Origin of the sequence: Priestia sp. 179-F W1.4 NHS (assembly GCF_045369295.1) — a bacterium.
In the GTDB taxonomy this organism is placed as follows: domain Bacteria; phylum Bacillota; class Bacilli; order Bacillales; family Bacillaceae_H; genus Priestia; species Priestia zanthoxyli.
This window is the reverse complement of sequence record NZ_JBIQFF010000003.1, coordinates 172412-197051: the sequence shown is the minus strand read 5'-3', so window position 1 is coordinate 197051 and position 24640 is coordinate 172412. Positions and strand designations below refer to the sequence as shown.

Annotated in this window: 32 protein-coding genes and 1 riboswitch; of the genes, 7 read left to right on the top strand and 25 right to left on the bottom strand. The window is 38.0% G+C overall.

Annotated elements, in window-relative coordinates; all coding sequences use genetic code 11:
- The first annotated feature begins 129 nt into the window (after nucleotides 1–129).
- Nucleotides 130–1503, top strand: a complete 1374-nt coding sequence (locus tag ACH0CI_RS16215) for an MATE family efflux transporter (protein WP_028413627.1) — start codon at nucleotides 130–132, stop codon at nucleotides 1501–1503.
- Between the two features lie 86 nt (nucleotides 1504–1589).
- Here ACH0CI_RS16215 and ACH0CI_RS16210 read toward each other — a convergent pair whose 3' ends face one another.
- Complete coding sequence (locus ACH0CI_RS16210; protein ID WP_025752053.1) at nucleotides 1590–1868, bottom strand: AbrB/MazE/SpoVT family DNA-binding domain-containing protein; 279 nt, start codon at nucleotides 1866–1868, stop codon at nucleotides 1590–1592.
- 374 nt (nucleotides 1869–2242) lie between these two features.
- Nucleotides 2243–2623 (bottom strand): replication termination protein, encoded by a 381-nt coding sequence (locus ACH0CI_RS16205; RefSeq protein WP_013056721.1) that lies wholly within the window; start codon nucleotides 2621–2623, stop codon nucleotides 2243–2245.
- A 229-nt stretch (nucleotides 2624–2852) separates the two neighbouring features.
- Between ACH0CI_RS16205 and ACH0CI_RS16200 the strand changes: the two genes are divergently transcribed.
- Nucleotides 2853–3287, top strand: a complete 435-nt coding sequence (locus tag ACH0CI_RS16200) for an Hsp20/alpha crystallin family protein (protein WP_013082862.1) — start codon at nucleotides 2853–2855, stop codon at nucleotides 3285–3287.
- 42 nt (nucleotides 3288–3329) lie between these two features.
- Here ACH0CI_RS16200 and ACH0CI_RS16195 read toward each other — a convergent pair whose 3' ends face one another.
- A complete protein-coding gene (locus tag ACH0CI_RS16195) occupies nucleotides 3330–4091 on the bottom strand; it encodes an anti-sigma factor (RefSeq protein WP_406901889.1) in 762 nt (253 codons plus the stop codon).
- The gene (locus ACH0CI_RS16190) at nucleotides 4088–4654 is read right to left on the bottom strand and encodes an RNA polymerase sigma factor (RefSeq protein ID WP_025752052.1); all 567 of its coding nucleotides are present in this window, start codon (nucleotides 4652–4654) and stop codon (nucleotides 4088–4090) included. Before ACH0CI_RS16190 ends, ACH0CI_RS16195 begins: the two co-directional genes overlap by 4 nt.
- A 149-nt stretch (nucleotides 4655–4803) precedes the next feature.
- Here ACH0CI_RS16190 and ACH0CI_RS16185 point away from each other — a divergent pair, with 149 nt between their 5' ends.
- Nucleotides 4804–5202 carry a thiol-disulfide oxidoreductase DCC family protein gene (locus ACH0CI_RS16185; RefSeq protein ID WP_406901888.1) on the top strand — a complete coding sequence of 133 codons (399 nt, stop codon included), beginning with the start codon at nucleotides 4804–4806 and terminating at the stop codon, nucleotides 5200–5202.
- A gap of 170 nt (nucleotides 5203–5372) precedes the next feature.
- On the opposite strand, the gene proC is transcribed toward ACH0CI_RS16185, so the two are convergent.
- From proC to ACH0CI_RS16165, 4 genes are read right to left on the bottom strand one after another with little or no spacing between them, the layout of a single operon-like run.
- Nucleotides 5373–6176, bottom strand: a complete 804-nt coding sequence (gene proC, locus ACH0CI_RS16180) for a pyrroline-5-carboxylate reductase (protein WP_335706709.1) — start codon at nucleotides 6174–6176, stop codon at nucleotides 5373–5375.
- A gap of 3 nt (nucleotides 6177–6179) precedes the next feature.
- Nucleotides 6180–6842: a bacillithiol biosynthesis deacetylase BshB2 gene (gene bshB2, locus ACH0CI_RS16175; RefSeq protein WP_013056715.1), complete on the bottom strand. Its 663-nt coding sequence runs from the start codon at nucleotides 6840–6842 to the stop codon at nucleotides 6180–6182.
- A gap of 23 nt (nucleotides 6843–6865) precedes the next feature.
- Nucleotides 6866–7213 carry a YojF family protein gene (locus ACH0CI_RS16170; protein WP_013056714.1) on the bottom strand — a complete coding sequence of 116 codons (348 nt, stop codon included), beginning with the start codon at nucleotides 7211–7213 and terminating at the stop codon, nucleotides 6866–6868.
- A gap of 46 nt (nucleotides 7214–7259) precedes the next feature.
- Nucleotides 7260–8147, bottom strand: coding sequence for a 5'-3' exonuclease (locus ACH0CI_RS16165; protein ID WP_049164233.1), 888 nt, complete (start codon nucleotides 8145–8147; stop codon nucleotides 7260–7262).
- A 243-nt stretch (nucleotides 8148–8390) separates the two neighbouring features.
- Here ACH0CI_RS16165 and ACH0CI_RS16160 point away from each other — a divergent pair, with 243 nt between their 5' ends.
- Entirely contained in the window at nucleotides 8391–8702 is a 312-nt protein-coding gene (locus ACH0CI_RS16160; protein WP_016763842.1) for a hypothetical protein, read from the top strand.
- 50 nt (nucleotides 8703–8752) lie between these two features.
- Here ACH0CI_RS16160 and ACH0CI_RS16155 read toward each other — a convergent pair whose 3' ends face one another.
- Nucleotides 8753–9553: a GIY-YIG nuclease family protein gene (locus tag ACH0CI_RS16155; protein WP_335706708.1), complete on the bottom strand. Its 801-nt coding sequence runs from the start codon at nucleotides 9551–9553 to the stop codon at nucleotides 8753–8755.
- Nucleotides 9553–10482 (bottom strand): 2-dehydropantoate 2-reductase, encoded by a 930-nt coding sequence (gene panE / locus ACH0CI_RS16150; RefSeq protein ID WP_028413634.1) that lies wholly within the window; start codon nucleotides 10480–10482, stop codon nucleotides 9553–9555. The genes ACH0CI_RS16155 and panE overlap by 1 nt, the downstream gene beginning before the upstream one ends.
- A gap of 251 nt (nucleotides 10483–10733) precedes the next feature.
- On the opposite strand from panE, the gene ACH0CI_RS16145 reads away from it, so the two are divergent.
- Entirely contained in the window at nucleotides 10734–11654 is a 921-nt protein-coding gene (locus ACH0CI_RS16145) for a CobW family GTP-binding protein (protein ID WP_406901887.1), read from the top strand.
- Between the two features lie 32 nt (nucleotides 11655–11686).
- On the opposite strand, the gene ACH0CI_RS16140 is transcribed toward ACH0CI_RS16145, so the two are convergent.
- Nucleotides 11687–11845 carry a hypothetical protein gene (locus ACH0CI_RS16140; protein ID WP_013056708.1) on the bottom strand — a complete coding sequence of 53 codons (159 nt, stop codon included), beginning with the start codon at nucleotides 11843–11845 and terminating at the stop codon, nucleotides 11687–11689.
- A gap of 294 nt (nucleotides 11846–12139) precedes the next feature.
- Between ACH0CI_RS16140 and ACH0CI_RS16135 the strand changes: the two genes are divergently transcribed.
- A complete protein-coding gene (locus ACH0CI_RS16135) occupies nucleotides 12140–12466 on the top strand; it encodes a MerR family transcriptional regulator (protein ID WP_013082852.1) in 327 nt (108 codons plus the stop codon).
- A 91-nt stretch (nucleotides 12467–12557) separates the two neighbouring features.
- Here ACH0CI_RS16135 and rarD read toward each other — a convergent pair whose 3' ends face one another.
- The 14 genes from rarD to ACH0CI_RS16065 all read right to left on the bottom strand — a co-directional run bounded on the left by rarD (nucleotide 12558) and on the right by ACH0CI_RS16065 (nucleotide 23497).
- Nucleotides 12558–13484: an EamA family transporter RarD gene (gene rarD / locus ACH0CI_RS16130; protein WP_028413635.1), complete on the bottom strand. Its 927-nt coding sequence runs from the start codon at nucleotides 13482–13484 to the stop codon at nucleotides 12558–12560.
- A 149-nt stretch (nucleotides 13485–13633) separates the two neighbouring features.
- Entirely contained in the window at nucleotides 13634–14203 is a 570-nt protein-coding gene (locus tag ACH0CI_RS16125) for a cob(I)yrinic acid a,c-diamide adenosyltransferase (protein ID WP_406901886.1), read from the bottom strand.
- Nucleotides 14200–14625 (bottom strand): bifunctional adenosylcobinamide kinase/adenosylcobinamide-phosphate guanylyltransferase, encoded by a 426-nt coding sequence (locus ACH0CI_RS16120; protein WP_328174802.1) that lies wholly within the window; start codon nucleotides 14623–14625, stop codon nucleotides 14200–14202. Before ACH0CI_RS16120 ends, ACH0CI_RS16125 begins: the two co-directional genes overlap by 4 nt.
- Entirely contained in the window at nucleotides 14577–15191 is a 615-nt protein-coding gene (locus tag ACH0CI_RS16115) for a histidine phosphatase family protein (protein WP_406901885.1), read from the bottom strand. The genes ACH0CI_RS16120 and ACH0CI_RS16115 overlap by 49 nt, the downstream gene beginning before the upstream one ends.
- Complete coding sequence (cobS, locus tag ACH0CI_RS16110; protein ID WP_028413639.1) at nucleotides 15149–15922, bottom strand: adenosylcobinamide-GDP ribazoletransferase; 774 nt, start codon at nucleotides 15920–15922, stop codon at nucleotides 15149–15151. Before cobS ends, ACH0CI_RS16115 begins: the two co-directional genes overlap by 43 nt.
- Nucleotides 15919–16479 (bottom strand): bifunctional adenosylcobinamide kinase/adenosylcobinamide-phosphate guanylyltransferase, encoded by a 561-nt coding sequence (locus ACH0CI_RS16105; protein ID WP_028413640.1) that lies wholly within the window; start codon nucleotides 16477–16479, stop codon nucleotides 15919–15921. Before ACH0CI_RS16105 ends, cobS begins: the two co-directional genes overlap by 4 nt.
- Nucleotides 16476–17555 carry a threonine-phosphate decarboxylase CobD gene (cobD, locus tag ACH0CI_RS16100; protein WP_028413641.1) on the bottom strand — a complete coding sequence of 360 codons (1080 nt, stop codon included), beginning with the start codon at nucleotides 17553–17555 and terminating at the stop codon, nucleotides 16476–16478. The genes ACH0CI_RS16105 and cobD overlap by 4 nt, the downstream gene beginning before the upstream one ends.
- Nucleotides 17530–18516, bottom strand: a complete 987-nt coding sequence (cbiB, locus tag ACH0CI_RS16095; protein ID WP_406901884.1) for an adenosylcobinamide-phosphate synthase CbiB — start codon at nucleotides 18514–18516, stop codon at nucleotides 17530–17532. The genes cobD and cbiB overlap by 26 nt, the downstream gene beginning before the upstream one ends.
- Nucleotides 18517–18520: 4 nt before the next feature.
- Nucleotides 18521–19129 carry an adenosylcobinamide amidohydrolase gene (locus tag ACH0CI_RS16090; RefSeq protein WP_028413643.1) on the bottom strand — a complete coding sequence of 203 codons (609 nt, stop codon included), beginning with the start codon at nucleotides 19127–19129 and terminating at the stop codon, nucleotides 18521–18523.
- An 88-nt stretch (nucleotides 19130–19217) separates the two neighbouring features.
- Entirely contained in the window at nucleotides 19218–20177 is a 960-nt protein-coding gene (locus tag ACH0CI_RS16085; RefSeq protein WP_406901883.1) for an ABC transporter substrate-binding protein, read from the bottom strand.
- A 259-nt stretch (nucleotides 20178–20436) separates the two neighbouring features.
- Nucleotides 20437–20569, bottom strand: a riboswitch (cobalamin riboswitch).
- 90 nt (nucleotides 20570–20659) lie between these two features.
- Nucleotides 20660–20974 (bottom strand): thioredoxin family protein, encoded by a 315-nt coding sequence (locus tag ACH0CI_RS16080; RefSeq protein ID WP_406901882.1) that lies wholly within the window; start codon nucleotides 20972–20974, stop codon nucleotides 20660–20662.
- Between the two features lie 188 nt (nucleotides 20975–21162).
- Nucleotides 21163–21765 (bottom strand): YpjP family protein, encoded by a 603-nt coding sequence (locus ACH0CI_RS16075; protein WP_028413645.1) that lies wholly within the window; start codon nucleotides 21763–21765, stop codon nucleotides 21163–21165.
- Nucleotides 21766–22145: 380 nt separating this feature from the next.
- Nucleotides 22146–22931 (bottom strand): class I SAM-dependent methyltransferase, encoded by a 786-nt coding sequence (locus tag ACH0CI_RS16070; RefSeq protein ID WP_335706702.1) that lies wholly within the window; start codon nucleotides 22929–22931, stop codon nucleotides 22146–22148.
- Nucleotides 22932–23059: 128 nt separating this feature from the next.
- Nucleotides 23060–23497: a BrxA/BrxB family bacilliredoxin gene (locus ACH0CI_RS16065; protein ID WP_013056693.1), complete on the bottom strand. Its 438-nt coding sequence runs from the start codon at nucleotides 23495–23497 to the stop codon at nucleotides 23060–23062.
- Between the two features lie 240 nt (nucleotides 23498–23737).
- On the opposite strand from ACH0CI_RS16065, the gene ACH0CI_RS16060 reads away from it, so the two are divergent.
- Nucleotides 23738–24622 carry a polysaccharide deacetylase family protein gene (locus ACH0CI_RS16060; RefSeq protein WP_335706701.1) on the top strand — a complete coding sequence of 295 codons (885 nt, stop codon included), beginning with the start codon at nucleotides 23738–23740 and terminating at the stop codon, nucleotides 24620–24622.
- The last annotated feature ends 18 nt before the right edge of the window (nucleotides 24623–24640 follow it).

Sequence of the window (24640 nt, the reverse complement as noted above, 5' to 3'; positions counted from 1 at the left end):
TACTTCCTTTCAAAGTGTGTTCTTTATGGATACATTCTTTGAATTTATTGTCAGAACTCTTAGCAAAAACAAGCCTTTGCGTGATATAATGCTTTTTGGTGTAAATGTTTTCAAATTGGGGGTTTTTTAATGCAACAAACGTTTTCAACGTCTCAAAAAGTTAAGCAGTTCGTTTTTATTTTATTTCCGATATTGGTCACCCAGTTTGGAATGTTTTCAATGACTTTCTTTGATACGATGATGTCAGGAAGAGTTAGTGCAGATGACTTGGCAGGGGTAGCAATTGGTTCGAGCTTATGGGTGCCTGTTTTTACAGGGCTAAGCGGAATTTTAATGTCTATTACACCAATTGTTGCACAGCTGGTGGGAGCTAATCAAAAGAAAAAAGTTCCGTTCTCTGTCATTCAAGGGCTTTATGTCTCCATTTTAATGGCCGCTGTTATCATTTTAATCGGCTTTTTTGTTGTTAGTCCTATCTTAAAAGGAATGAATTTAGAAGCAAACGTGATGCGCATTGCCAAACAGTATTTAATCGCTTTATCTTTTGGTATTATTCCGCTTTTTATTTATACGGTTTTACGAAACTTTATTGATGCTTTAGGGCAAACTCGTACGTCTATGCTGGTCACCATTTTAGGGCTTCCGATTAATGTGGCTTTAAACTATGTATTAATCTTCGGTAAGCTGGGCTTCCCTCACTTGGGTGGCGTAGGCTCTGGTTATGCAACGGCCATCACATATTGGTGCATACTTGTCATATCGATTTTAATTATTCATAAAAAAGAGCCTTTTTCTAGCTTCGGTTTATTTAAAAAATTTCACCGTATCTCATTTTCTGCCTGGAAAGAAATATTAAAAATTGGTTTACCTATCGGTTTTTCCGTATTTTTCGAAACAAGTATTTTTTCAGCTGTCACGCTGTTTATGAGCTCATATAATACCATTACAATCGCTTCTCACCAAGCAGCTATTAATTTTGCCTCATTTCTCTATATGATTCCACTGAGTATTTCGATGGCTTTAACAATCGTTGTAGGATTTGAAGCGGGTGCTAAACGGAATCAAGATGCACGAAGCTATAGCAGAATTGGTATAACAATTGCTGTTGGCATGGCTTTTGTTTGCGCAGGTCTTTTATTTACTCTTCGAGAATCCGTAGCATCTTTATATACAAAAGATGCAGAGGTACTGGCATTAACTTCTCACTTTTTGATTTATGCAATTTTCTTTCAGCTTTCTGATGCTCTTCAAGCTCCTATTCAAGGTGCGCTGCGAGGATATAAGGATGTAAATGTAACCTTTTTAATGTCCTTGGTATCTTATTGGGTAATTGGTCTACCTTTAGGCATTGTGTTAGCAAAATACACCGATTTGCAGGCGTTTGGCTATTGGGTTGGACTAATTGCTGGGCTCGCTGCAGGAGCAACAGGACTTGCGTATCGTTTGATAAAAATACAAAAAAAGCAGCTGCTAGAGGAGGATAAATCTTCTCGAACGGCTTAAATCAAAAAAGAACGTTCTCAAAAGAACGTTCTTTTTTGGTTTAAAGATGGATGGATATTCTTCCTTATACTAAGACCTAAAACTTCTTATTTATTTAAGGTACGCTCTAACTCTTGTAAAAGCTGTTCCGCACCTTTTTTACTTAACACAACGTTTCCATTACCAAAGGTTAAGTTTTCACGCGTAATTTCCCCAGTTACTAAGCAAGCACCATACGGGCTATACTTTTGTAAAATAATAATATCTTCATCAACATATATTTCTACTGGATCACCTGTGTTGATATTTAAAATACGGCGCAATTCAATAGGAATTACTACGCGACCCAATTCATCTACTTTTCTTACAATTCCTGTAGACTTCATAAAATCCATTCCTTTCATAGTAAACAAATAATATCTTCTCGATACAAATCTAGTCAAATTCGTCAGAGTTGCTAAAACCAAAATGCTTGAATGATGGTCTGATAACGGTTTATAAGTTCTTAAAATATGGCAAATAACGTATTAAATAGATTTATATACACTTTGTATCATATCAATTCGTACACTATTTATGAATAGTGCATAATCTTTAAAATCGAATTCATCCATATATGTTAAAAGTGTGTATTTTATCCATAATATAACTATATATCCATCTTTTACACTACTTTGTACCCATTTTATAACTTTTATTCCGACATAAGACGACAAAATCAGCTATAGAAAAAACGTGTCTTTTCTAACTAAAGACACGTTCATTTGGACCCGAAGTTGTCACGAATAGCTTTTTGAATCATAGCTTCACACCGCTCCAGCTCTACTTTTAATTGTTTTTTATATAATTTAGCTTTCTCTTCTCCCTCATTTGTAAATGTATAATAAACCACTTCTTGAAGCTTCATTCCTTCTTTTTTACGCTTCACCTGTTTGAGGACACCGTCTTCAATCAAGTCATGAAGAGCTTTGTATACCTCAGAATGATTAGGTTTGAATCCAAAAGGTCGAAATTCATCTCTCAACACATCTAATAACCGAAGGCCATACAGACGCTCTTGCTCCGTCATTGTAATCATATATAATTTTAAGAAAGCACGTTGTTTTAATAGAAAACCACTGGATGTACGCTTTTCTCTCATCTCAACTTCCCCCTTCACATACTTGCTTTCATTTAGAATAATAGAAAGCTCTATACGTAATTATACTTTTTTTATTCTACATAATCCTTCTTTTTCACTCAAAATCTCTTTTTTTCCTCACATTTTTTCACTTATTTACGCATTTTTCTCATTCTTTGTAAGCAGGCATTGAATTTTCTTTTTTTCATATATATAGAAGGAATTTACGTGAATATAAGGAGGGGTTCCTTTGAGTAAAAAATATGAAGAGATTGATTGGGGTTCAATTCAGCATAAGGTAGAAGATATGCTTGGAAATCACTTTTGGAGCGATTTAAATCACATCTTGCCAAAGCGATTTCCAAACGTCGATTTATATGAAACCGATAAAGAAGGCATTATCGTCGTTGAAGTTCCTGGACTACATTCCACTAACGACATTCAAATTAAGTTGGACGCAAATATATTAACAGTTGAAGGGAACGTTCCTTATGCTTATGAAGCATCTAAACAAAAGCTAAAGCTGAACGAACGCCATACAGGCGTATTTTCTCGCACGGTCAAACTTCCTTTTCACTACACGGACGAACCAGTTCGCGCTAAGTACAAAAATGGTTTATTGGAAATTCGACTGAATAAGATAGAAAATGATCAAACCATTGCTATACAGTTTGAAGATGATTAACTGCACGTAACAAAAACCCTTCTGCTAGCAGAAGGGTTTTTGTTAGAGCGCTGAACTTAACACAACGTTTCCTTTTGGCGTCTTATTATTCGCGTTCGGTTCTAAAGTAATGGCCATAACATCCCACTTTTCACTCTGTTCTTTTTGGCTCATCGTATAGACCACTGTCCCATTTCCATTTTTATCTGTTACAAAAGCACCTGCCGGGTGAGGCTTATCACCTTTTATGAGCCATACCTGATAGACTTCATTCCCTTTTACATTTTTCAAGTTATTCGCTTGAATGACCACATTTAAATTTCCACCTTTTTTCGTCAGAGATGCTGTTGCTTCACCAGAAACATTCGGCTCTGCCTGCAGCTTCATCGTTTTCTCAGATGTAAGAGGTTCATTTTGAGGAGCAACCGAAACATTTGGCTCTTGTTTGCCTTTGTCTCCATCTTTCAACAGAAAGTAGCTGTTTCCTGCAAGGGATAAAAGAAGTGCCGCAGCTAATCCAATAATGATGGACTTTTTATTTGATTTCTTAGACGCAGCATGTTGTTTTTCATTTTTTAAAGCGATTGGTTCTCTCTTTGTCTCACCTTGTTCTTCTTCGAATACATTCGCAAGTATTCGCTGTTTCATTTCTGGCGGAGGAGATTGTTCTGGTGTCAAATACGTTAGATCTCCAAGAACTTCCTCCAGCTCTCTTAGTTCTTCTTGACAGCTTTGACAGTTTTTCAAGTGCATTTCAAACTCTTTTCTCTCATGGGAAGTCAACTGATCATTATAGTAATCAATTAGTTTATTGCACATACTCATGAATCAGCTCTCCCTTCTGCATCAGTACCTAAATATGTTTTTAATTTCCGCAACGCTAATCGCACCCTACCCTTTACTGTTCCTAATGGGATTTGCTGCTCTTCTGCTACTTTTTGCTGCGTTAATCCCTTAAAATAAACGGATTGAATAATCTTTTTTTGGTCTTCAGACAATTTTGATACAGCGTGCCGCACTCTCTGCTGTTCTTCTTTCCACTGAAGCTGCTCGTCAATCTGAGGATGATCATCTTCAATAAAATCAAAAATTTCTTCTGAGAAAATAGGATCGTTTTTTCTTTTTCTTACAATATCAATCGCGGTGTTTCTTGTAATCGTAAACAGCCATGATGAAAACTTCCCTTTTTCATCGCTGTAAACTCCTTTTCCTCTCCACAGCTTAATAAACACTTCTTGAACAGCTTCTTCAGCAATATCAGAGCTATTTGTTAACCGGTATATAAACGAATAAAGAATTCGCTCATACTTGTCATACAGCAGTTCAAGGGCTTTTTTGTCTCGTTCTTTTATTCTATTGTATAAGACAACGTCGTTTTGCTCTTTCATACCCTTCTCCTTTAACTCTTATGAGTCCTTATTATATAATCGAATTACCTTTGAATTTGGATCACTTTCACATCTTTTAAACGTACCTTTATTTTTCAAAAATGACAAGTAATTATACTTTTTTTATGGAATAGGAGCGAAATCGTCCAATGAAACATTTAATTCTTTTTGATGGTATATGTAATTTATGTAATAGCAGTGTTCAATATATTATTAAACATGATGAACAAGCTTTGTTTTCTTTCGCTTCTCTTCAATCAGATTTCGGAAAGCAGCAGCTAGTCTCTCACGGCTTACTTCCTGAGCAATTAGACAGCATTGTATATATTCATGGAAACCAAAGATATGTAAAATCAACGGCTGCTTTAAAAATCGCCAAGCGCTTAGATGGACCCGTTAAATTTTTATATGCACTTATTATCATTCCTGCACCTATTCGAGATATAGTATACAACTGGATCGCTCGCAACCGATATAAGTGGTTTGGCAAACAGCAGCACTGCATGCTCCCAACTTCTGATACAAAAAAGCGATTTGTCGATGACTAAAAAAGCTCGGCACATAGAGAAAAAACGATTCCAAAGAGGGTCCAAAGAGGGATATTTTTATGTTAAGAAAGTCTATTCATAAAAAAATCCGAACTGATTCAACATTCTAATGAAAGAATGCTGAACTATAGTTCGGATTTTTTATCTAACATATGGTTGTATGAGCTTTTTTAGCTTCCACCCATTGCTTTTTTATTCGTTGCTTCAATTGCCTGCTTCATTGTTAAGAAAAAGTCTTGTTCTTTCATCACTTTTAATCCTTCGGCAGTAGCGCCGCCTGGAGTTGTTACTTGCTCTCTTAAAGACGCAGGATCTTTGGTTTCATGCAGCATTTGTACAGAGCCATACATCATTTGAATAACTAAATCTTTGGCTGTTTTTTCGTCCACACCGTAAGCAGTCGTTGCATCAATTAACGATTCTGCAAAATAATATAAAAACGCAGGTGCACTGCCAGTTACAGCCGTTAGCTCATGTACTTCTTTTTCTGAACACTCATGTACTTCACCAATTCCTTTTAAAATCATTTGAAGCACTTCTTTATGCTCTTTTGTTGCAGAAGTTCCAAGTGTATACAGGGACATCGATTGCCCAATCATAGCAGCTGTATTTGGCATAATCCAAGCGACAGGCGTTTCCTGAGGAAGGTAGTTTTCTAAATAACTCGGACCAATTCCTGCAGCTAACGTTACAACAAATTGCTGATTTAAATGAGTCGAAAGTTCCTTGAGAACGGAAGGATGCGCCTCGGGAGGCATCGCTAAAATAATAACGTCCGAATTGTCAACTTCCTGGCGCCAATTTTGCGTCGTTTGTACGCCGTACGTTTTTTCAACTCGCTGTAATCGACCGATATCTCCGTTGTTTGACATCACCACTGCCTCAATACTATCAGCGCTGCTCGTAACCAAGCCAGCCGCTACGGCTTCAGCCATTCGTCCTGCTCCAATAAATAAAATTCGCTGTTTTTTCATCTGTTACTCCCAGTTATATGTCCAGAATTCTTCTCTTGTTAATAGACGTTCCATTTGCGGATAGTCAGATAAGCGATCGAAGTCAATTGCGTTCATCATTCCTTCTGTTTGAGAACGATGGGCTTTTAACGCTTCAATTTTTTTATCTTTCATCGCTGTTACATCAAAAATAACATCTGGTTCTCCAATATGTTCAATACGATCTTTTGAAAACGCATGACACCAAACAACCGGACGCTTTTCTTTTGGCATACGTTTTACCGCTTGGATCGTAGCTGCTCCCGTGGCATTGTGATCAGGGTGTACTGCAAAGCCAGGGTAATGCGTTAAAATGTGAGTCGGCTTTACATCGTTAATAATTTCTTCAATTTTATCTGCAAAAACATCAATATCAAGAAATTCTAGCGTTTTATCACGAAGCCCTAGCATACGCAAGTCTTGAATGTCTAAAACGTTTGCTAAATCTAAAAGTTCTTTTTTTCGGATTTGAGGTAGAGTTTCACGGTTAGCAAACAGCGGTCTACCCATGTTTCGTCCCATTTCACCTAGCGTAACACAAGCATATGTAACGGGCGTTCCTTTTTGTCTAGCTTGCGTGATCATTCCTGCTGCTCCATATGCTTCATCGTCAGGATGCGGAAATACAATTAATAATCTTTCTTCCATGTTCTATTCTCCTCTCTTTTCTGTTATGAAAACGGATGTTCACTTAATTGAAGGGCAACTGCTAAACGACCTTCAAAGTCATGCCCTGCTAAAAGAAGTCTGCCTTCTTCATCAATTTCCCAATCTGTTAATCCCTCTGCATAAATCCATCCTAAATCAATTTGAAGACCTACACGATAAGGACCTTCTCCAGTTATCTTTCCGTTTGAAATAGTGACTTTACCATTGCGAATAAAAGCCCCAACTGTCATTACTTTTTCATTTACGTGTGAAGCATATGCACCGTTTGTCGTTTCAAGGTGTACATATACGTCTTTATTTAAAAATGTTTGTATTTTTTTTTGAACTGTTTCTTTATGAATTGGTTGCACGCTTGTTACTCCTTTCTCATGTTCATAAATTGTATTGTACTAAAAATCAGGAGCGAATCCTAATGTTTAGTTCTAGACTTTGAATTTCTTTATTCCATCGTTCATAATCATACATAAATGTTAATTCTTCCCAATTCAACATACTGATTTCTTGAATGTCTATAATAATCTCAGCGAGTTCACGGCTAAGCATACCTAGTTCTTTTCCTTCTGCTAGCTTTTTTTTGTAACGATTAAAAGCTGGATCTAATTGTTCAATTTGTGCATAAATTTCATGGATAGAGCCATATTGTTGAATAAGAGGCAGTGCGGCTTTTTCTCCTACACCTGGAACGCCCGGAATATTATCAGATTTGTCACCAAGCAATGCTTTTACGTCCACCCATTGACGAGGATGAATATTATATTCTTCTTGAAAGTGCTTAAAGCCATAAACAAGATCGCCAACCTGCTTTTTAGCAATAATTTGCGAAATATGTTGATCTAGGAGCTGAAGCAAGTCTCGGTCGTTGCTATAGATGTACCCTGGACTTTGCTTTTCCTTACTCCACTTGCTTGCAAGTGCTCCAATTAAATCATCTGCTTCATAAGAAGACAATGACATTTGATAAATGCCTACTGTATCAAAAAATTGCTTTAACGTTTCGTACTGCTGAATCAGCGGATCAGGCAGCTCTGCTCTTGTTTGCTTATATAAAGCGTATGTATCTTTACGTTTTGTATCCTCGCGTTTAACATCCCAAGCGACGAAAATATGGCTTGGCTCATATTGGTGAATCAATGTATGCATTTTTTGAATCGTTACTCTCAGGGCATTCGTAAATTGGCCCTTACTGTTTCTTGTCAACGCTGCTTCATCTCTTCCATAAGAAGTAGCAAAATAACAGCGGCTTAATAAATTAAATCCATCAATTACTAATAGTGTTTCGTTCACATAGTCACGTCCTTTGAAAACTTTGCTCCTTTAGCTTTTAGAGCAAACATACTATAGCACTTGTTCTTTGCACGCGTCAATGAAGTACACAAAGCTCAAAACCCGCCCATTTTTTTCTCTCAATGTAAATGTAGTATAAAGATGTTAAATTGTTGTTATGATTTATTCGTTTGACTTTTAGAACTTTTGACTATCCTATAAAATGAGGATGAAAGATCAACCCTACAAATGAAGGTGAAAAAAGTGAATAAAAACACGATGATTAAAACATTAAAAGTTATATCTGTTGTGTCGCTTCTCGCTTTGTTATTTATCATTGCTTATGATCGTTCCATGTCTACATCCATGATTATTTTGTTCAGTTCGCTCATTTTCTTTGTATTTGTACTTAGCGACTTTTTTTTCGATCGCAAGCCGTGGGGATTAAAAGGCCTTCAATTATATATATCACTGATGTTATTCATCATTGCCATTTTTGAAATGCATCAAGTTGTCAGTTCACTTTGCGTTATTTCCATTATGGCTCTACCAAAAGTTATTGACGAATTAGCTTAAGCGCGAATGATAAATGATAAAATCCATGATCACAATGATCATGGATTTTATTACGTTTTGAGTAATTTTTCAGAGATGCGAAGAGCTTCTTCTATGCCAAATTTACGCACTAAACTGATGGCTTCCTTTATTTCTCTATTTTTCAAATCATGAGTCGGATTTAAATTTAACAACACTTGAATAACAACTAAATCCCGCATCGTAAACATCATATTCTTTTTCATATCTCGCTGAAATGTATACTGTTCTTTTAAGAGCCGGTCACTTATTGCTAACACTTTCGACTCCGGAAGATGTAGCTGCGCTCCTGCTTCTTGACAAGACCACAATTTTTTCACTCGATCTTCAGCATTCATATTTGCGACTCGTGCATATGTAATATCGCTGTTTTCTTGACGAATCTCTATCTCTTTTAACGTTGGCTTTAGCACCGTTTTTCGCTTAGAGACTTTTTTCTTGTTAACTCCTGTATCCCTGAGGACTCTGCCGTGAACGGTGTAAATGTCGTATTCATTTTCTCTTTTTACATCTTGTTTATTGTATTTTGGAAAATAACCATTCACAAGCATCGTTCTCAACATATCTAATTCTTTTTTTAATCCATGAACTTCAATATATCCAACCGCATGAATTTCTTTGTGGAATTTTTTTGTATTGCTAACACCTTTTCCTGCAACGTGAGCTCTTACTCTTTCTGATAGAGAGCCCGTCGTGGTTCCGATATACAAAAGCCGGCCTGGTTCATCAAAGAAAAAATAAATGCCAGGAGCGGAAGGCAATTGTCCCATTTCTGCTGTACTTAGCAGCTTTTGCAATACTTGCATGACTGCTAAATCAATTTTTGCTGTCATTATTTTTGATAACCTTTTAACATTTCTTCATATACTTTTAGATGCGTATGTACAGTTTGAAGAAGCGGTACGTGTATAGACGATTTTTCAGCTAACTTCAGCAAATATCCTTGAAGGTGGTCTCCTTCAATTTGAGAGCTTTTTTCCATGTCGCGCTGCATCGATGACTTCATGTCATACGTCATTTTGTCCATCGTATTCATATGCTGTTCAATGATTCCTTCGGCTAATGGTGCATCGTAGGCCATCATAATATTTTCCACTTCTTTAAAAAGTTCTTGCACAAATTGACGCCCGCCTTTTGCCGCTAGCACTGGTCCAACAGGTGCGCGCATAAGAGTAGTCATGCCTGACATAACCGTAATAAACAAATACTTATGCCACATATCCTGTTCAATATATGAACTTTTCACAAACGAAGCTTTTGTACCACTGAACGCTTGCTCAATCAGTTGTAATCGTTCTGTGTCCTTCTGCTTAAATTCACCAAATACAAGTCTGTGAGCAGGACTCGTCTGGACGACCTCTCCATCTTGGTTTAAAGTAGTTTCAATAAAGCACAGCCCTCCAATGACTTTCTCTTCCCCAAAAGCTTCCTGCAATGGAGCGACGTGAGCCATACCGTTTAACAAAGGTATTACAACGGTCTGATTCCCTACAAAAGGACGGACATCTTCAATTGCTTGTGTAAGATGATAAGCCTTCGTTGTGAACAAAATAACATCATAAGGTCCTTTTACCTCAGATTTTGTAATAGCTTGTACAGGTGAAGTGAAGTCACCGTGTGCACTTTTAATCACAAGTCCGTTTTGTTCCAGCTCTTTTTTTCTGCGTTCTCTGACAAGGAAAGTAACATCTTCTCCTTTTTCCACAAGCCTGCCTCCAAAATAACCGCCAACGCCGCCTGCGCCTAAAACTAATATTCGCATAACTTTTGCTCCCCTTTTCTTTTTCTTTTATTGTAGCACAGCTAGTTTGAAATTTTATAATATTCTTATTTCATTGTATTTTGAGTTTTCTACAAAAGATAGCCATAGCGCTTTTAAAGTTGTTATAATGAATACAAAAAAGCATAAAAATTTACGTTTAGACATTTATCCCCTCTTGGATATACGATTTACCAACCCGTAATTGGAAAAATTCCGATTTAAATAATGTTATTTACATAGGAGAGACTGAAATGAAAACAGAAATCTACATTTTATCTGGATTTTTAGGCAGCGGAAAAACAACGTTGCTTAAACAGCTGCTTCAGCAAGAAAAAGATCGTAATCGCAATATTGCTGTTGTGATGAATGAGCTTGGCAAAGTTTCGATTGACTCAAATGAAGTAGAAGAAGACACGCCGTTAAAAGAATTGCTAAATGGCTGCGTGTGCTGTACGATTCAAGGTCAATTTGAAACGCAGCTTCATTCACTTTTACAGGAGAACACATTGGATGCTATCTATATAGAAACAACGGGAGTTGCCCATCCCATTGAAGTATTAGATGCTTGTATGTCTCCTCTTTTTGCGCATCAAGTTACGATTAAAAGTATTATCACCACACTGGATGCGACAAGATGGAAAGAACGTGGTTCCTTAAGCATTCAACTTCAAAAACTTCTTCAAGAACAAGTAAAACATGGGGATGTAATTTTATTAAATAAAACGGACATGCTGTCTGAGTCAGAAAAGTCTTCCCTGCTTTTTGAGATTCAATCCATTAACGCTAGTGCAAGGACATTATTAACGACATTTTCCCGCGTGAAGCTTGATGTGATTCAAAAAGCTCAGCTGTCTCAAAAACAGCCGCACCATAAGGCTCATGTTGAAGATCATCTTCATTTGAAAACATTTGTATATGAGTTTACAAAAAAAGTGGATCTTGAATTATTTGAAAATTGGCTTCGCCAAATGCCAGATACCATTTATCGCATTAAAGGCTATATGCGCTTCACTCATTCGAATGATACGTATTCGTTTCAATATTCATACGGCATGCCTCTATATATGAAAGAAATGATGAAGCTGCCCACCACTCTTGTCTTTATAGGTGAAAACCTCGATCACGCTAAGATGAAACAAGAATTATTTAATCTTGAACAACAATCTCATTAAAAATCCCGCTCTAGGCGGGATTTTTTTATTACTTATAAACAGGCATTTTGTACTCTGCGCAAAATTTCATATGCACGATTTCCGGCTAACTCTGTCAATTCTTCAAATTTTTCATCTCTTTTCAAATCGAGTTCAATAATTTCTTTTGCCAGCTCAATAATCTCTTCTTTTTTCAATTGTTGCACAGCCATGTAAAACGTCCTTCCCTTTTAGAATTTATGTATATTCTCACATTTATTTTCTATTCATCATTTTGAAAGCAAGTGATTAACCACAAGGCTTTATCCTGTATGGTTAACCACTTGGGATCGAGTTAATCATTAGTTTATAGGACTCTTTTCCCTATTTCATTATTTATGTCACTTTTTCTCACATAGTAATTCAAAAATATAACATATATATGTTAGAATGTATTACATGTTATAATTTTTTGTATTTTTTTCCTTTATAATAACATACTACTACGTACTCAGGGGTGAGGGAGATTGTCTACGAATGAAGCGTCATATCGAGATAAAAAAGTCATGTCTATTGGGATTGTAAAAGAATTAACCGGTTTATCAGAAAGACAAATTCGCTACTATGAGAAAAGAAGCCTGCTCTTTCCGGACCGAACCAATACGGGTATCCGGAAATATTCGTTTTCAGACGTCGAACGATTAATGGATATTGCCGATCGTATAGAAGAAGGAGTTCAAACGAGTGAAATACGCACAGAACTGGCTAAAAAAGATGAAGCGAGAAAAATGAAAGAAGTAAAAAACCAAATGCTTCAAGGTCAGTTGAACGCTCATTTCAAGCGGAAGCTATAAAGTATACATACGGTGACTTTTCCGTCTCCGTTTTTATTTCTTTACAGCAGACAAAAAAGCGCATATCTAAAGATATCCGCTTTTTTGTCCGTTAAGCTGAACGCCCTTTAAAGAATTTCGGCTGATGAGAGCTCATGAACTTAGTTTTAGATAAAATGAACATAACCGACCCGCCCCAAATGAACAAAAAGGCAATCATTTCCACGCTAGAAAACGGTTCGTGATACACGAATACCCCTAATAAAAGCGTCATGGTAGGAGCAATGTACTGCAAAAAACCGACCATTGATAGCGGAATAAGCGGGGCTCCTTTAGCGAAATACAATAGTGGCATAGCTGTAGCAACACCGCCTCCAATTAAAAGAGCACTCACATCAAGCGACTGAAGGGAAAAACTTGAAGATCCTTTCACTAAAAGAAAAATAAAATAAATAACTGCAATAGGTGCAACCATCATCGTTTCAATCGTTAATCCTACTTTTGCTTCTAACTGAATAGTCTTTTTTACAAGACCGTACAAACCAAAGCTAAACGCTAAGCTTAATGATACCCATGGGATATGTCCGTATGTAACTGTCATAACGATAACACCTATAGCAGCCAATCCAACAGAAGCACCTTGCCAAAAATTAAGCTTCTCTTTTAAAACGACTATGCCAAGCAAAATACTAACGAGCGGATTGATGTAGTAACCTAAACTTGTTTCAATAATATGATTATGGTTAACCGCCCAAATGTAAACGAACCAGTTGATGCTGATTAGCACTGAAGCCACAAATAAAATGACCGCTTGTTTCGTATTACGAAATAATAAACCAAGCGTCTTCTTTAAAGAACTCATTTGCTTTGTCACAAGCAAAAGTAAAAGCATAAAAATAAATGACCATATAACGCGGTGAGCGAGTATTTCATTCGCATTCACCTCGCCAAGAAGCTTCCAGTAAAGCGGAAAAAGCCCCCACATAACGTAAGCGCTGGCTGTATAAACAATACCTGCTCGTTTAGAATCTTGATTCATTTCTCAACCTCTTTTCTTTATCTCTCTGTCTCTTATCATTATAGATGCATTTACCTCTTTTTTATAGCTTTATTTTGCCTATCGAAATAGCTCAAAAAAAAAAAAAAAAAAAAAAAACGATCGCTTTTAGCTCGACCGTTTTTTATACATTATTTTTTAGGTTGTTTAAATACTTTGGCACTGCGAATATACTCTAAGTCTTGTACATTTTCTCGCGCGTTAGCGATTCGAGCCGCAGCAAAGAAATAATCGGATAAACGATTTAAATACTGAAGCACCGCCACATTAATTTTATGCTCACGCTGCACGCCAACAACAAGCCGTTCTGCGCGGCGTGTAATCGTCCGACAAATATGAAGCGTTGTCGCTGCAGGTGTGCCTCCAGGTAAAATAAAACGCTCAATGGCCGGCGCTTCTGACATATAGACATCAATGCGCTTTTCAAGTACTGCTATCATGTCATTCGTTACTTTGTACGGATGATCATCTTTTGCAAATGCTAAATCACTTCCACAGTCAAAAAGCTCATGCTGAATCGTAATTAGCTCTTCTTTTACATCTTTTAATGTTGCTTCATCCAGCTGATAAATCGCTTGACCTACAAAGCCATTTAGCTCATCAATCGTCCCGTATGCTTCCACTCGAATATCATCTTTATTTACTCTTCCTCCAATTAAGCTTGTCTGCCCTTTGTCCCCTGTTTTTGTGTAAATGTTCATTGTATTTCCTCCTTCAATCGATTAGCAATTCCGTACCAAATGTGATCTACTTTCTGGGCATGTGCCGCCAAATGCTGATACGCATACCCGCATTCATCTCTCCACTGCCGCTCTATTGGATCTAAAGGAACAATGCCTTTGCCGACTTCAGTTCCAATCACTATTAACTGTTCCCATACACCGCTGTCTCTCCACTTCTGTATGACCTTTTTAACAACAAGATGCGGAGCCTCCAGCTCGCTATGTATTAATTCCTTAACATAGTGCTCAAATCCTTCTAGCACAATGTAACTTTCTTCAAACTCAATGGCCGGTAAAACGGAGTCTTCATACAAACAATGCCATTTTATCGACTCACTGGCATACTGCTGCTTCACCCATTTTCTTTTGCCGGTAAATGCACCGCCGAATACGAAATGCATGCTCTTCTCTCCTTTGCCTGTTTGTATGTGCACGTTACTGAAAAACCTTCTCCATAAGAAAAAGAAACATCCCAAAGCGACGCTGTCTGTTTAAAATGGGACGCAAGTAAACGCAGTGGTCCGCCGTGTGAAACAATAGCAATGTGATGCAATTGCTGACTAGCCGCCAAATCGACCGCTTCTTCCCAAGCTTCCCAAACTCGGTTTGAAAATCCTGAGAAGCTTTCACCATTCGGAGGCGTATGTTCTGCCCAGTGATCGATCCAATTTCTATATGCCCGTATGTTTTTTAAATCTTCATACGTCTTCTCTTCCCAATCTCCAAAATGCAGCTCACGCCAACTTTCCCTTTTAATCACCTGAGATTTAGGAAAAACAATTGAACTTGTTTCTAGCGCTCTTTTTAAGTCACTGGAAATAACGAGCTCCGGCTCTAGAGAAAGCTCTTTTAATTCATTTTTCCCTTCTATACTTAAAGGCGGATTACTCCACCCTATATATTTTTTTTGTTGATTTTCAAGCGTCATGCCATGGCGAATACATGTGATAACCAAAGAATTATCCATAAAAACGTTTCTCCTCCTTCAATGGTTGCACCTATAACATCTCCTGTTACGCCACCAAACTGCGAACGATAAAACCGTATCCAGAGCCATAAAAAACCGGCAAAGAAAAAGATAATGAATTTATTGTCTATAAAAACAATGAAAATAGCAACTAAGAATAGGCTCATGACGATAAATGCATAAATAGACCATTTGGTGACTCCTTTTTGAAAATAAGCAGCAAGCCCCGTATCTTTAGCGGGCTTATCTCTCATAACTAAGAAAGCGGCTCCGATTCTCGGAAGTGTAAAGACGGTTATACATGCCCAAACCGATAAAGAAGAAAGAGACGTTAATTCATAGATTGCACTAAAGCGCAGCAGAAGCAGAACAATAAGAGAAAGAATAGCAAAAGACCCAACGTGCGGATCGCTTAAAATCTGCAGTTTCTTTTCCTTTGACTGATGGGAAAAATACGCATCACTTACATCCATCCACCCGTCTACATGAAGACCACCCGTTAAAACAAGGGGCAAAAGCAAAACTAAAATACTGCTAACAATAGCAGTGATAGGTGAATAGTGAAGCAGCTGTAAAAAGCTATAAAACATTAAACCTAGTAATATGCCAATCCAAGGCAGGACAAAAAGTGAGCGTGCCGTTCTTTTTTCAGTCCATTGAACGGTTTTAGCCAGTGGTAAGATCGTAAAAAACTGAAGAGAGATTCGTAGTATGGCTATCCATTCTTTCATTTGCTTACACATTCCTTTCCTTTTTTAAAACGGGAAAGTCCCGCTTCTACACAAATAGCCACATCTGCTTTTTCTACAATATACTGATGTAATTTCCCTAACATATGCATATAGCTATATGTCGGCTCCTCTAACACGCCCGCTTCAAACAGTTCATTAGATACTAGCACGACCGTCTGAGACTGCGCAAACAGCTTATCGAGCGCTTCTATCATCTGACGAAAAACCTCTTGTTTCCCTTCTTTTGTTTGCCACCTTTTTTCGGTTAAAAAAAGCTCATTAGCAAGCCAGTTTGTGACACAGTCCAAGAGTATAGTATCATCACTTCGAAGGTTTGGAAGAATTTGTTGTAAATCTACAGACTGCTCGATCGTTGCCCAAGGCGTGTTCGCCGCTTGACGTTCTGTTTGATGAAGCTGGATACGTTTTTGCATTTCACTATCTGTTTGCCGGCTTGTGGCAATATAAACAGCGCGCTTTGTACAAAAAGTTTGAACCATGTTCTCCGCTGCACGTGATTTGCCGCTTCGAACCCCTCCGCTAATAAAGATGATCATATTTCATCGAGTCCTTGTTTGATTACGTTAAGTAAATAGTCATTTTCTTCTTTCGTTTTCACAGCCAAACGGATATAGCGTCCATTTAAAAATGGGAAGTTTTCAGTATGCCGAGCTACCACACCGCGGCTTGCTAAATAGATAAGCCAGTCGCGCGTTTTAATAGAAGACGGAACGCTGCAAAGATAATAGTTTGTTTGAGACGGAGAAACCAAAAGCCCCCATTCTTCTAGTTGACTCAAGATCCGTTTTCGTTCTTGTTTAATATAATGTACGGTTTTTTTCACAAAATCTTTTTCATCTACACATATCATCCCTACTTGCTGCGACAATCCGTTTACACTCCAAGGAGGTTGTTTTTTAGACATCTTGCTAATGATTTTTTCATTTGCCAAAATATAGCCAAGGCGAAGCCCCGCAATATTAAACATCTTTGTCATCGAACGCACAACAATGAGATGTTCATAGTTTAGAATAAGAGAATCAAATGAAGGCTGATGTTCGACAAAATCAATAAATGCTTCATCAATTATTAAGTATGTACCATGATGAGCAGCAGCTTTTACTACTTTCATCCATTCCTCGTGACTATACATAACGCCCGTTGGATTATTTGGGTGACAAATCCATAGTACTTTTATATCCGGAAGAATACTCATAATCAACTCTATATCCCAGCTCCAGCCATTTTCTTCAGCTAAAGGAACGTACGTCACTTCACATCCATACGCTTTACTTGCCTGTTCGTATTCGACAAACGTCGGCTGTACAATCCCCGCTTTCTCTCCTGAAAATAAAGAAGCAATAAGGAAAAACGCTTCAGCGGCCCCATTTGTGGGCAGCACTTGGGCAGCGGAAACATGATGATGAGCTGCAAGTTTATTTTTTAGTTCTGTTACTTCAGGATCAGGGTAACTAAACGCAGCTTCCTTGAATTCGTTCCACTTTTCGTGAAGAACAAGGGGAGCCCCTAAAGGATTTGTGTTTACGCTAAAGTCTTTTAGATGCGACAAATTCTCGGCCCCTATTGCTTTTAAAAAGACATTGGGGTTAGCTCCATGTGTAGGTAATAGCACTAATAACTCCTCCTAACAAAAGATAGAATAACCACGTAGCATAGACCGTCCTTTTCATAATGAAAACAGCTTGTTCAATATGACCGGCTTGCAGGGGAATCAGTGGTTCGCCCATTTTTGCACGATTAGATTCTATGCCTTTATATGTATTAAGCCCGCCGAGTTGAATACCTAAAAGGGCAGCCACTGCACTTTCCCCGTATCCGCTATTTGGACTTGGATGCTTCTTAGCATCGCGCTTAATCAAACTCGTTACATGCCAAAGAGAATATTGGCTTTTTGCTACATTAACAGCGGTCATTACCACTGCAGTTAACCGACTTGGAATATAGTTTAATACGTCATCGGTTTTTGCACTAAAATAGCCGAACAGAAAGTAGCGGTCATTTTTATACCCAACCATTGAATCACATGTGTTAATAGCTCGGTAAAAAAAGGCTAGGGCTCCTCCTCCTATAAATGCATAAAAAAGCGGAGCTGTAATACCATCACTTGTATTTTCAGCCACGGTCTCTACCGTCGCTCTGGCAATTTCTCCTTCTGATAAACGATCCGTATCTCGTCCCACAATCATGCTTACTTCATATCTAGCTTTCTCCATATCTCCTAGCTGAAGCGGCTTTTGCACCTTATAAGCAGCTTCGCTTAAGGAACGAGTGGATATAGTAGTCGCAATCATTACGCCCTCTACTAAAACACCTAGCATAAAATGAACTCCGTACAAAGCATGAAGGAATAAAAAAGGAATAACTCCTGCGAGCACCACCATACTTATCACAAGAAGCACTCCTTTGAATCGTTTTCCTGCGCCTTTATTTAATCTGGAATCCATCCAATAAATCCACTTGCCAAACCAGCGAACGGGATGCGGCCAATTTTCTGGGTCACCTATGATTCGGTCAATGAGTAGAGCAATCGTCATGGCTGTCAGGTGTGCAATCATCGCTTGTGCAATACTCATTTCTTCACCTCTTTTCCTTAAGTGCCTGCTCTAAGCTTATTTTTACCAGCTTGGCTACCGCTTGACCTAAAGCGGTCATAGAGCCTGCATATTCATATAATGGTCCTTGCTGAGACGCTGCAACTGAGATACTGTCCGTAGATGTTCCCGTAGCAATCGTCTTTGTAGCTGGATCTATGACACCCAGCTGTGACAGCGTTTTTGTTTTGGCTTCTGTAGCGGCAATAAAAAGCTGTAAAAACGCCGCATCCGTAAGCCTGCCTTCCACGAAAAAAAACATATTAATTGTACCGGGAGAGGAATAGAAAGGGACAGCTTCGTCAGCTGTAATATCCACTGCGTTTCCTACTCCAGCCGTTATCACGGAAGCTACTCTTACTCCGTAGCCTTCATAACAGTAAATCGCTCTTTCTTTTAACCAAACCGCTGTCATCAACCCTACGATTTGCTCATGGCGCACATTTTCTTTCATCAAATATTGCTCATACTCTAAAGAAGGGGTATCTGAATAATAGTCTTTATGAACAAATCGATTGTAAAAGGTGTCCGTTTCCGTGATGCCTGTTCCTAAAACGCCTGAGCTGTATGTTTTATAAGAAGTCTCGGTTTTCATGATTAAAAGCTCAGGCCGTTCTTCAATTTTAAGATGTGAAAAGGGACCAATCCCCTTTTCAATTCGAACTGGAATATGGTCCCTCTTTTTATTTATTGTACACCTCAGGGTATACTGCTTTTGCTAAGTCCTCTAAGCCATCTACAATACGAGGTCCTAAGCGGTTGATTTTGTTTTGATCAACCTTTTCAATATTCCCCTCTTTTACAGCAGTCATGCTGCTCCAAGCGGGACGCTTCATAATCTCATTTTTGTCTGCATCATACGTTGCGATAATAACGTCAGGGTTTAACTTAACAACTTGCTCTTCAGAAAACTTAACCCAACCCTTTTCACTAGCCGCTACGTTATCAGCACCGATCATAGTAAGCATTTCGTTCATGAACGTACCTTTTCCTGTTGTATAAATCTCAGGAGCTCCCGATACCTCTATCCATACTTTTTTACGATCTTCTTTTGAAATCGTTTTTGCTTTTTTCTCAATTGAAGCTACTTTTTCTTTCATGTCTTTAATTGTTTGATTAGCTTCTTTTGTTTTACCCGTTAATTTACCAATTTGCGTAATAGAATCATAAACCGTATCAAACGTTGTTGAATCTTTTACAACAAATACCGGAATACCCGCACTTTCAATTTGTTTAAATACTTCATCTGAAACGCCCATACTTGAAGCGTGTGCCAGTACTAAATCAGGATTTAAAGCAATAACTTTTTCTGCATTAACGTTCATATCTCCCACCTGCGCTTTTTTCTTTACGCTTTTAGGATAATCATCGTTGCTTGTGACACCGACTAACTCTTTTTCAAGGCCAAGGGCATATACAATCTCCGTATTACTTGGCATTAATGAAACAATTTTCTTAGGCTGTTTTTTCAACGTAATTTCTTTATCACGCGCGTCTTTTACCTTCACTGGAAACGCAGCTTGTGACGTTTGTTCTGTATCTTGCTTCGTTTTTTTATCACTGTTGCTTTTGCTGCCTGCACCGCATGCAGCAAGTACGATGACTAACAGCGCAATAATGGAATACGAAAGCCATTTTTTCATCTAAATACTCCCCCTATATATTGTTCATTGTGAATACGAAACCTCCACGTTAAAGAAAAAGCAAATGATCATGCAAAAAGCAGCGCTATCCCGTTTTTTCCGCTTTGACTATGTATACTGCTCGGCAGCAGCTTCAAAATAAAAAAGCTTTACTTTCAATTGAAAGCAAAGCAGGTAACGTCAAGATAAGCAGGAAAAGAATCCGTTAACTATACTTGATATGTATGTTCATTACCCTGCTTCACCCTTCCTCGAAGGTTTCACAGCTAACAATAAGGCAGGTCTCCTGACTTACGCACAAAGCGCTTACAGTGGCGGGACCGCGCTGGTTTTTCACCAGACTTCCCTTTTCACTCAATCTTTAAATTGAGACCTTATTGCTTTACGATTATTCACTTGTCCTAGTATACCCCACTCATCGAAAAATGGAAATAGCCATTCTCACAAAAAAAGCTGCGAGAATGCTCTCGCAGCTTAGGGAATTAAAGAGTTTCTAAAAATTCACGGACCGCTTCAGGCGTTTTAGCATTTGCACTGTGCAGGTGCGCAATTTTTTCACCGTTTTTATATACAAGAAGAGAAGGAATACCCATTACATTGTTTTCAGCAGAAAGTTCTTCAAACTCATCCTTGTCAATTTTAAACCATGCTTTATCTGTATTTTCGTCAACGATTTCATCAATAAACATATCCAAACGTTTGCAATCAGGACACCACGTTGTCGTAAAAATCCCAACGCTTAGTGTTTCATTCTTAATTTGTTGGCGAAATTGTTTTTCTTCCGTAAATTGTTTCATTGTGTTACCTCCAGCGTCTATTCGTTCCTTCCTACAATTCTATAGTAAGAAGTCTGACTTCATTATAAACGATTTTTTTATCGTTGTGCTAATGTTTCAGCTTATTTAGACCATAACGGTTTTAGACGTAAAAAAATGCTAGCTTAAAAAAGCTAACATTTCGAAATTGTAGAATGTTGTGTCTATTATCAGCTGAACCACTTAGGCGGCATGTTTCGGTTCCAATAAATTTTCCCTAAATCATAATGCTTTTGAAAATTATCTGCGGCCGCATGATAGTGAAAATTAAACCAGTATCCATCTTTTGGAGGATTTTCACGCCGTACATGAAACCGTATTAAGTCCTGACCGGTTTCCCGGTCATATACATGGAAAATCTTTTCACCGTAGCCAGCAGCAGGGTGCTCGCTTATCTCGAGATTCTGAATTGACTGTTCACGTTCAGTGCCAATGTCGGTCAGCACTTCTTCAATTTTAGGTAACACTGCTTGACGAAATTCATCTTCAATGACAGGACCAATTTTTGTTCCGAATTTTTCCACTGACTGTTTTTCAGCTGATTCCATTGCATACGTAACAAATGATGAAACGTCTTCATATTTTGGTTCTTCATATGGCAAATGAATATCTTCTATAACAGCTGTGACAGGAGTTGTTTCTCTTACATACCCTGCTTTATGTTGCTTGTCCGCTTTTGCATCATCAACGTATAAATATTCTGGTGGAGTGACAAGCCCAAATGTAAATACTGTAATAAATACAATTAGCATTCTTTTTATCCATCTAGGCATTCGTATCTTTCCTTTCTCATCTTTTCCCATATGGTCTTTTCATATTGTAAAATTCATTATCATAACTCACTAGGTATTGTAACATACTTATTAATTTTTTACCTATATTTGCTTATTCATTTATGCTGTCTACGGGCATTTGACGACTTTTCAGTTAGCACCTTCCTTCTTCTGTTTGAGGTTGTCACACCGAGCGGAAACCTATACAAGATATTCCTTTTTTGCTGGATGCTTAAACACAAAAGTATTTTTATGTTCAAAAATATATCATACTTTTATGAACTTTAGATGAAATTCATAAAAAAAACTTCCAAAACTTTTTAATTCCTAAAAGGTTTTGGAAGTATTTTCAATTATCGTAATTAATTTTACTTTTTTGGTTATTTTTGTATATAAATTGTCCCGTAATGAAATTTTGATGTTTTTCGTTTTTGCACAGTAAATCCATGCTCTTTAAAACGACTGCTTTTCCAATGATCTTTTAGCACGACCTTTTGTTTGGCTACTCTTTTTGCTTCTTGTATAGCCATTGGCGTCAGCGTGGTATACAGTGCTATTGCTTTAATACCGTTAATTCCATTCGATTCCTCAATTTGTTCTTGAAACATAGGATCAAAGTAGACAACATCAAAAGAATTATCTTCACAACACGCCAAAAACGATTCAAAATTTTGATGAACCACGTTTATACGCTTCATTGCATCATTCAACTCTTGTACGTCACTTTCCCAATTTAAAAGTCCTTGTTTGACTAAATAAGCTACATAGCGGTTGCCTTCTAGTCCGACAACTTTCCCGTTTTTCCCTACCGCTGCGCTCGCCATCATACTATCCGATGCAAGACCAAGTGTACAGTCAAGCACGCTCATTCCTTTTTCTAAACCAGCAGCTTCAATAAACGGATCTCGTTCTCCGCGCAGCCATCTCTTCACTCTAAACATAGCGGAATTTGGATGAAAAAAAATAGGTTCTTCTTCATTTTGAACGTGCAACTCTACTCTATTTTTACCGACAACCAGCACGTCTGCCGCTTCAAGATTTTGAAGATCTGCAACAGATTTCTTCTCTCTTGTTACAAAAGGTATACTTAAATCAGCGGCTACTTGTTTGGCTTTTACAATCATCTGTTCATTTGTTCGACCAGCAGTCGTAACAATCACTTTCATAACTCCCCCTACACTGTTTGGCTATTTACATAAAGAAAAAGGATGCCGATAGACATCCTTTTTCTTATAAAGTATATGCGATTTTTCTTTAAAAATCTATATACTAGATGTGACAAAAGCAGGACATTTTATGAACAGTGCTGCTTAAAGCCATTTAAAATGTTTTCAAAAATAACTTCTAACGGCTGACCTTCAATTTCATGTCGAGGAATAAAATGAACAACTTCTTTTCCTTTTAAAAGTGCCATAGACGGTGATGAAGGCTCAATGTCCCCAAAATATTCACGCATTTTAGCTGTTGCTTCCTTATCTTGACCGGCAAAAACAGTTACCACTTGATCTGGTTTTTGCTCAGACTGTAAGTACGCTTGCGTTGCTGCAGGACGTGCTAAACCAGCAGCGCATCCACAAACTGAATTAACGACAACAAAAGTCGTTCCTTCTACGTTTTCCATAAAATCAACTACGGCTTCCTCTGTTGTTAATTCTTCATAACCAGCTTGAGTTAATTCTTGACGCATTGGTTTAACTAACTGACGCATATATTCTTCATATGCCATTGACATATTAACATTCCTCCTAACAATCATTCACGCTAAAAGCATACTATAAAAACCAGGAAAAATCTAGCTACTCACTCTTCAAATCCTTATCGCTGTCCCGTTCTCCTTTTTCATTTGACAAAAAAGATTAAAACCGGGTCATATCATCTAATTTTTTTCCATAAAAATGTCGATTTTTACTATTAATATTCCATTTTTTGTACTATAGTAGTAAATAGTAGTTTAGTAGAAAGGATTTTCAAATTGAACCAGCGATTTAAACCGAACAAACGATTTAAGCCAAACAAACGATTTTATGCATTTTTGTCTTTAGTGTTAGTGATCGTCGCTTCTTTATTTTTTATTACAGGAGCCAAAGGAAGTGAATCCGCTGCATCTCAGCAAGTCTTAGCATCTACTGCATTGCCGCTGAAAGAAGCTGCATCTTCAGCACAACCTGAGAAGCTGCTTAATACACTTCACCATAATATGTATGTAGGAAATACCGTGAACGATCAAAATCAAGCTCTTACACAGCCTGTTTACCTTACGTTTGACGATGGCCCAACGCCTGATACCCTTCACATTTTAGATGCTTTGCGTCAATATAACGTAAAAGCAACTTTCTTTATGTTAAAGCATCAAATTGACGCTCACCCTGAAATTGCTAAAAAAGTAGCACAGGAAGGACATGCCATCGGCTGTCACGGCGTCTCTCATGATATTCATGTCATGTATAGTGAAGACGGCGCCGCGTTAAAAGAAATGCAGGAGTGTCAAGCGACAGTTAAGAAAGTAACCGGTGTTGACAGTAAGTTAATCCGCGTTCCTTACGGCAGCGTTCCTTATTTAAAAGAGCCGCACCGTACAGAGTTGCTAAGCCACTTTAAATTATGGGACTGGAATGTAGACAGTGAAGACTGGGCACTTCGTTCTGCACCTAGAATTATTCAGGGCCTTGAACCTCATATTCAAGGGGTTAACTCCAACGGAAGAACACCCGTCATTTTATTTCATGACAAATCCTTTACGGCACAGTCTCTGCCGACTATTTTGACTTACTTAAAACAGTCCGGTTATCAGCCTATTAAAATTGATAACACGATGCAGCCTATGCAGTTTCCAACTCCCGCTGCAAAACAGTCATAAAAAAAGATCATTCAAGTG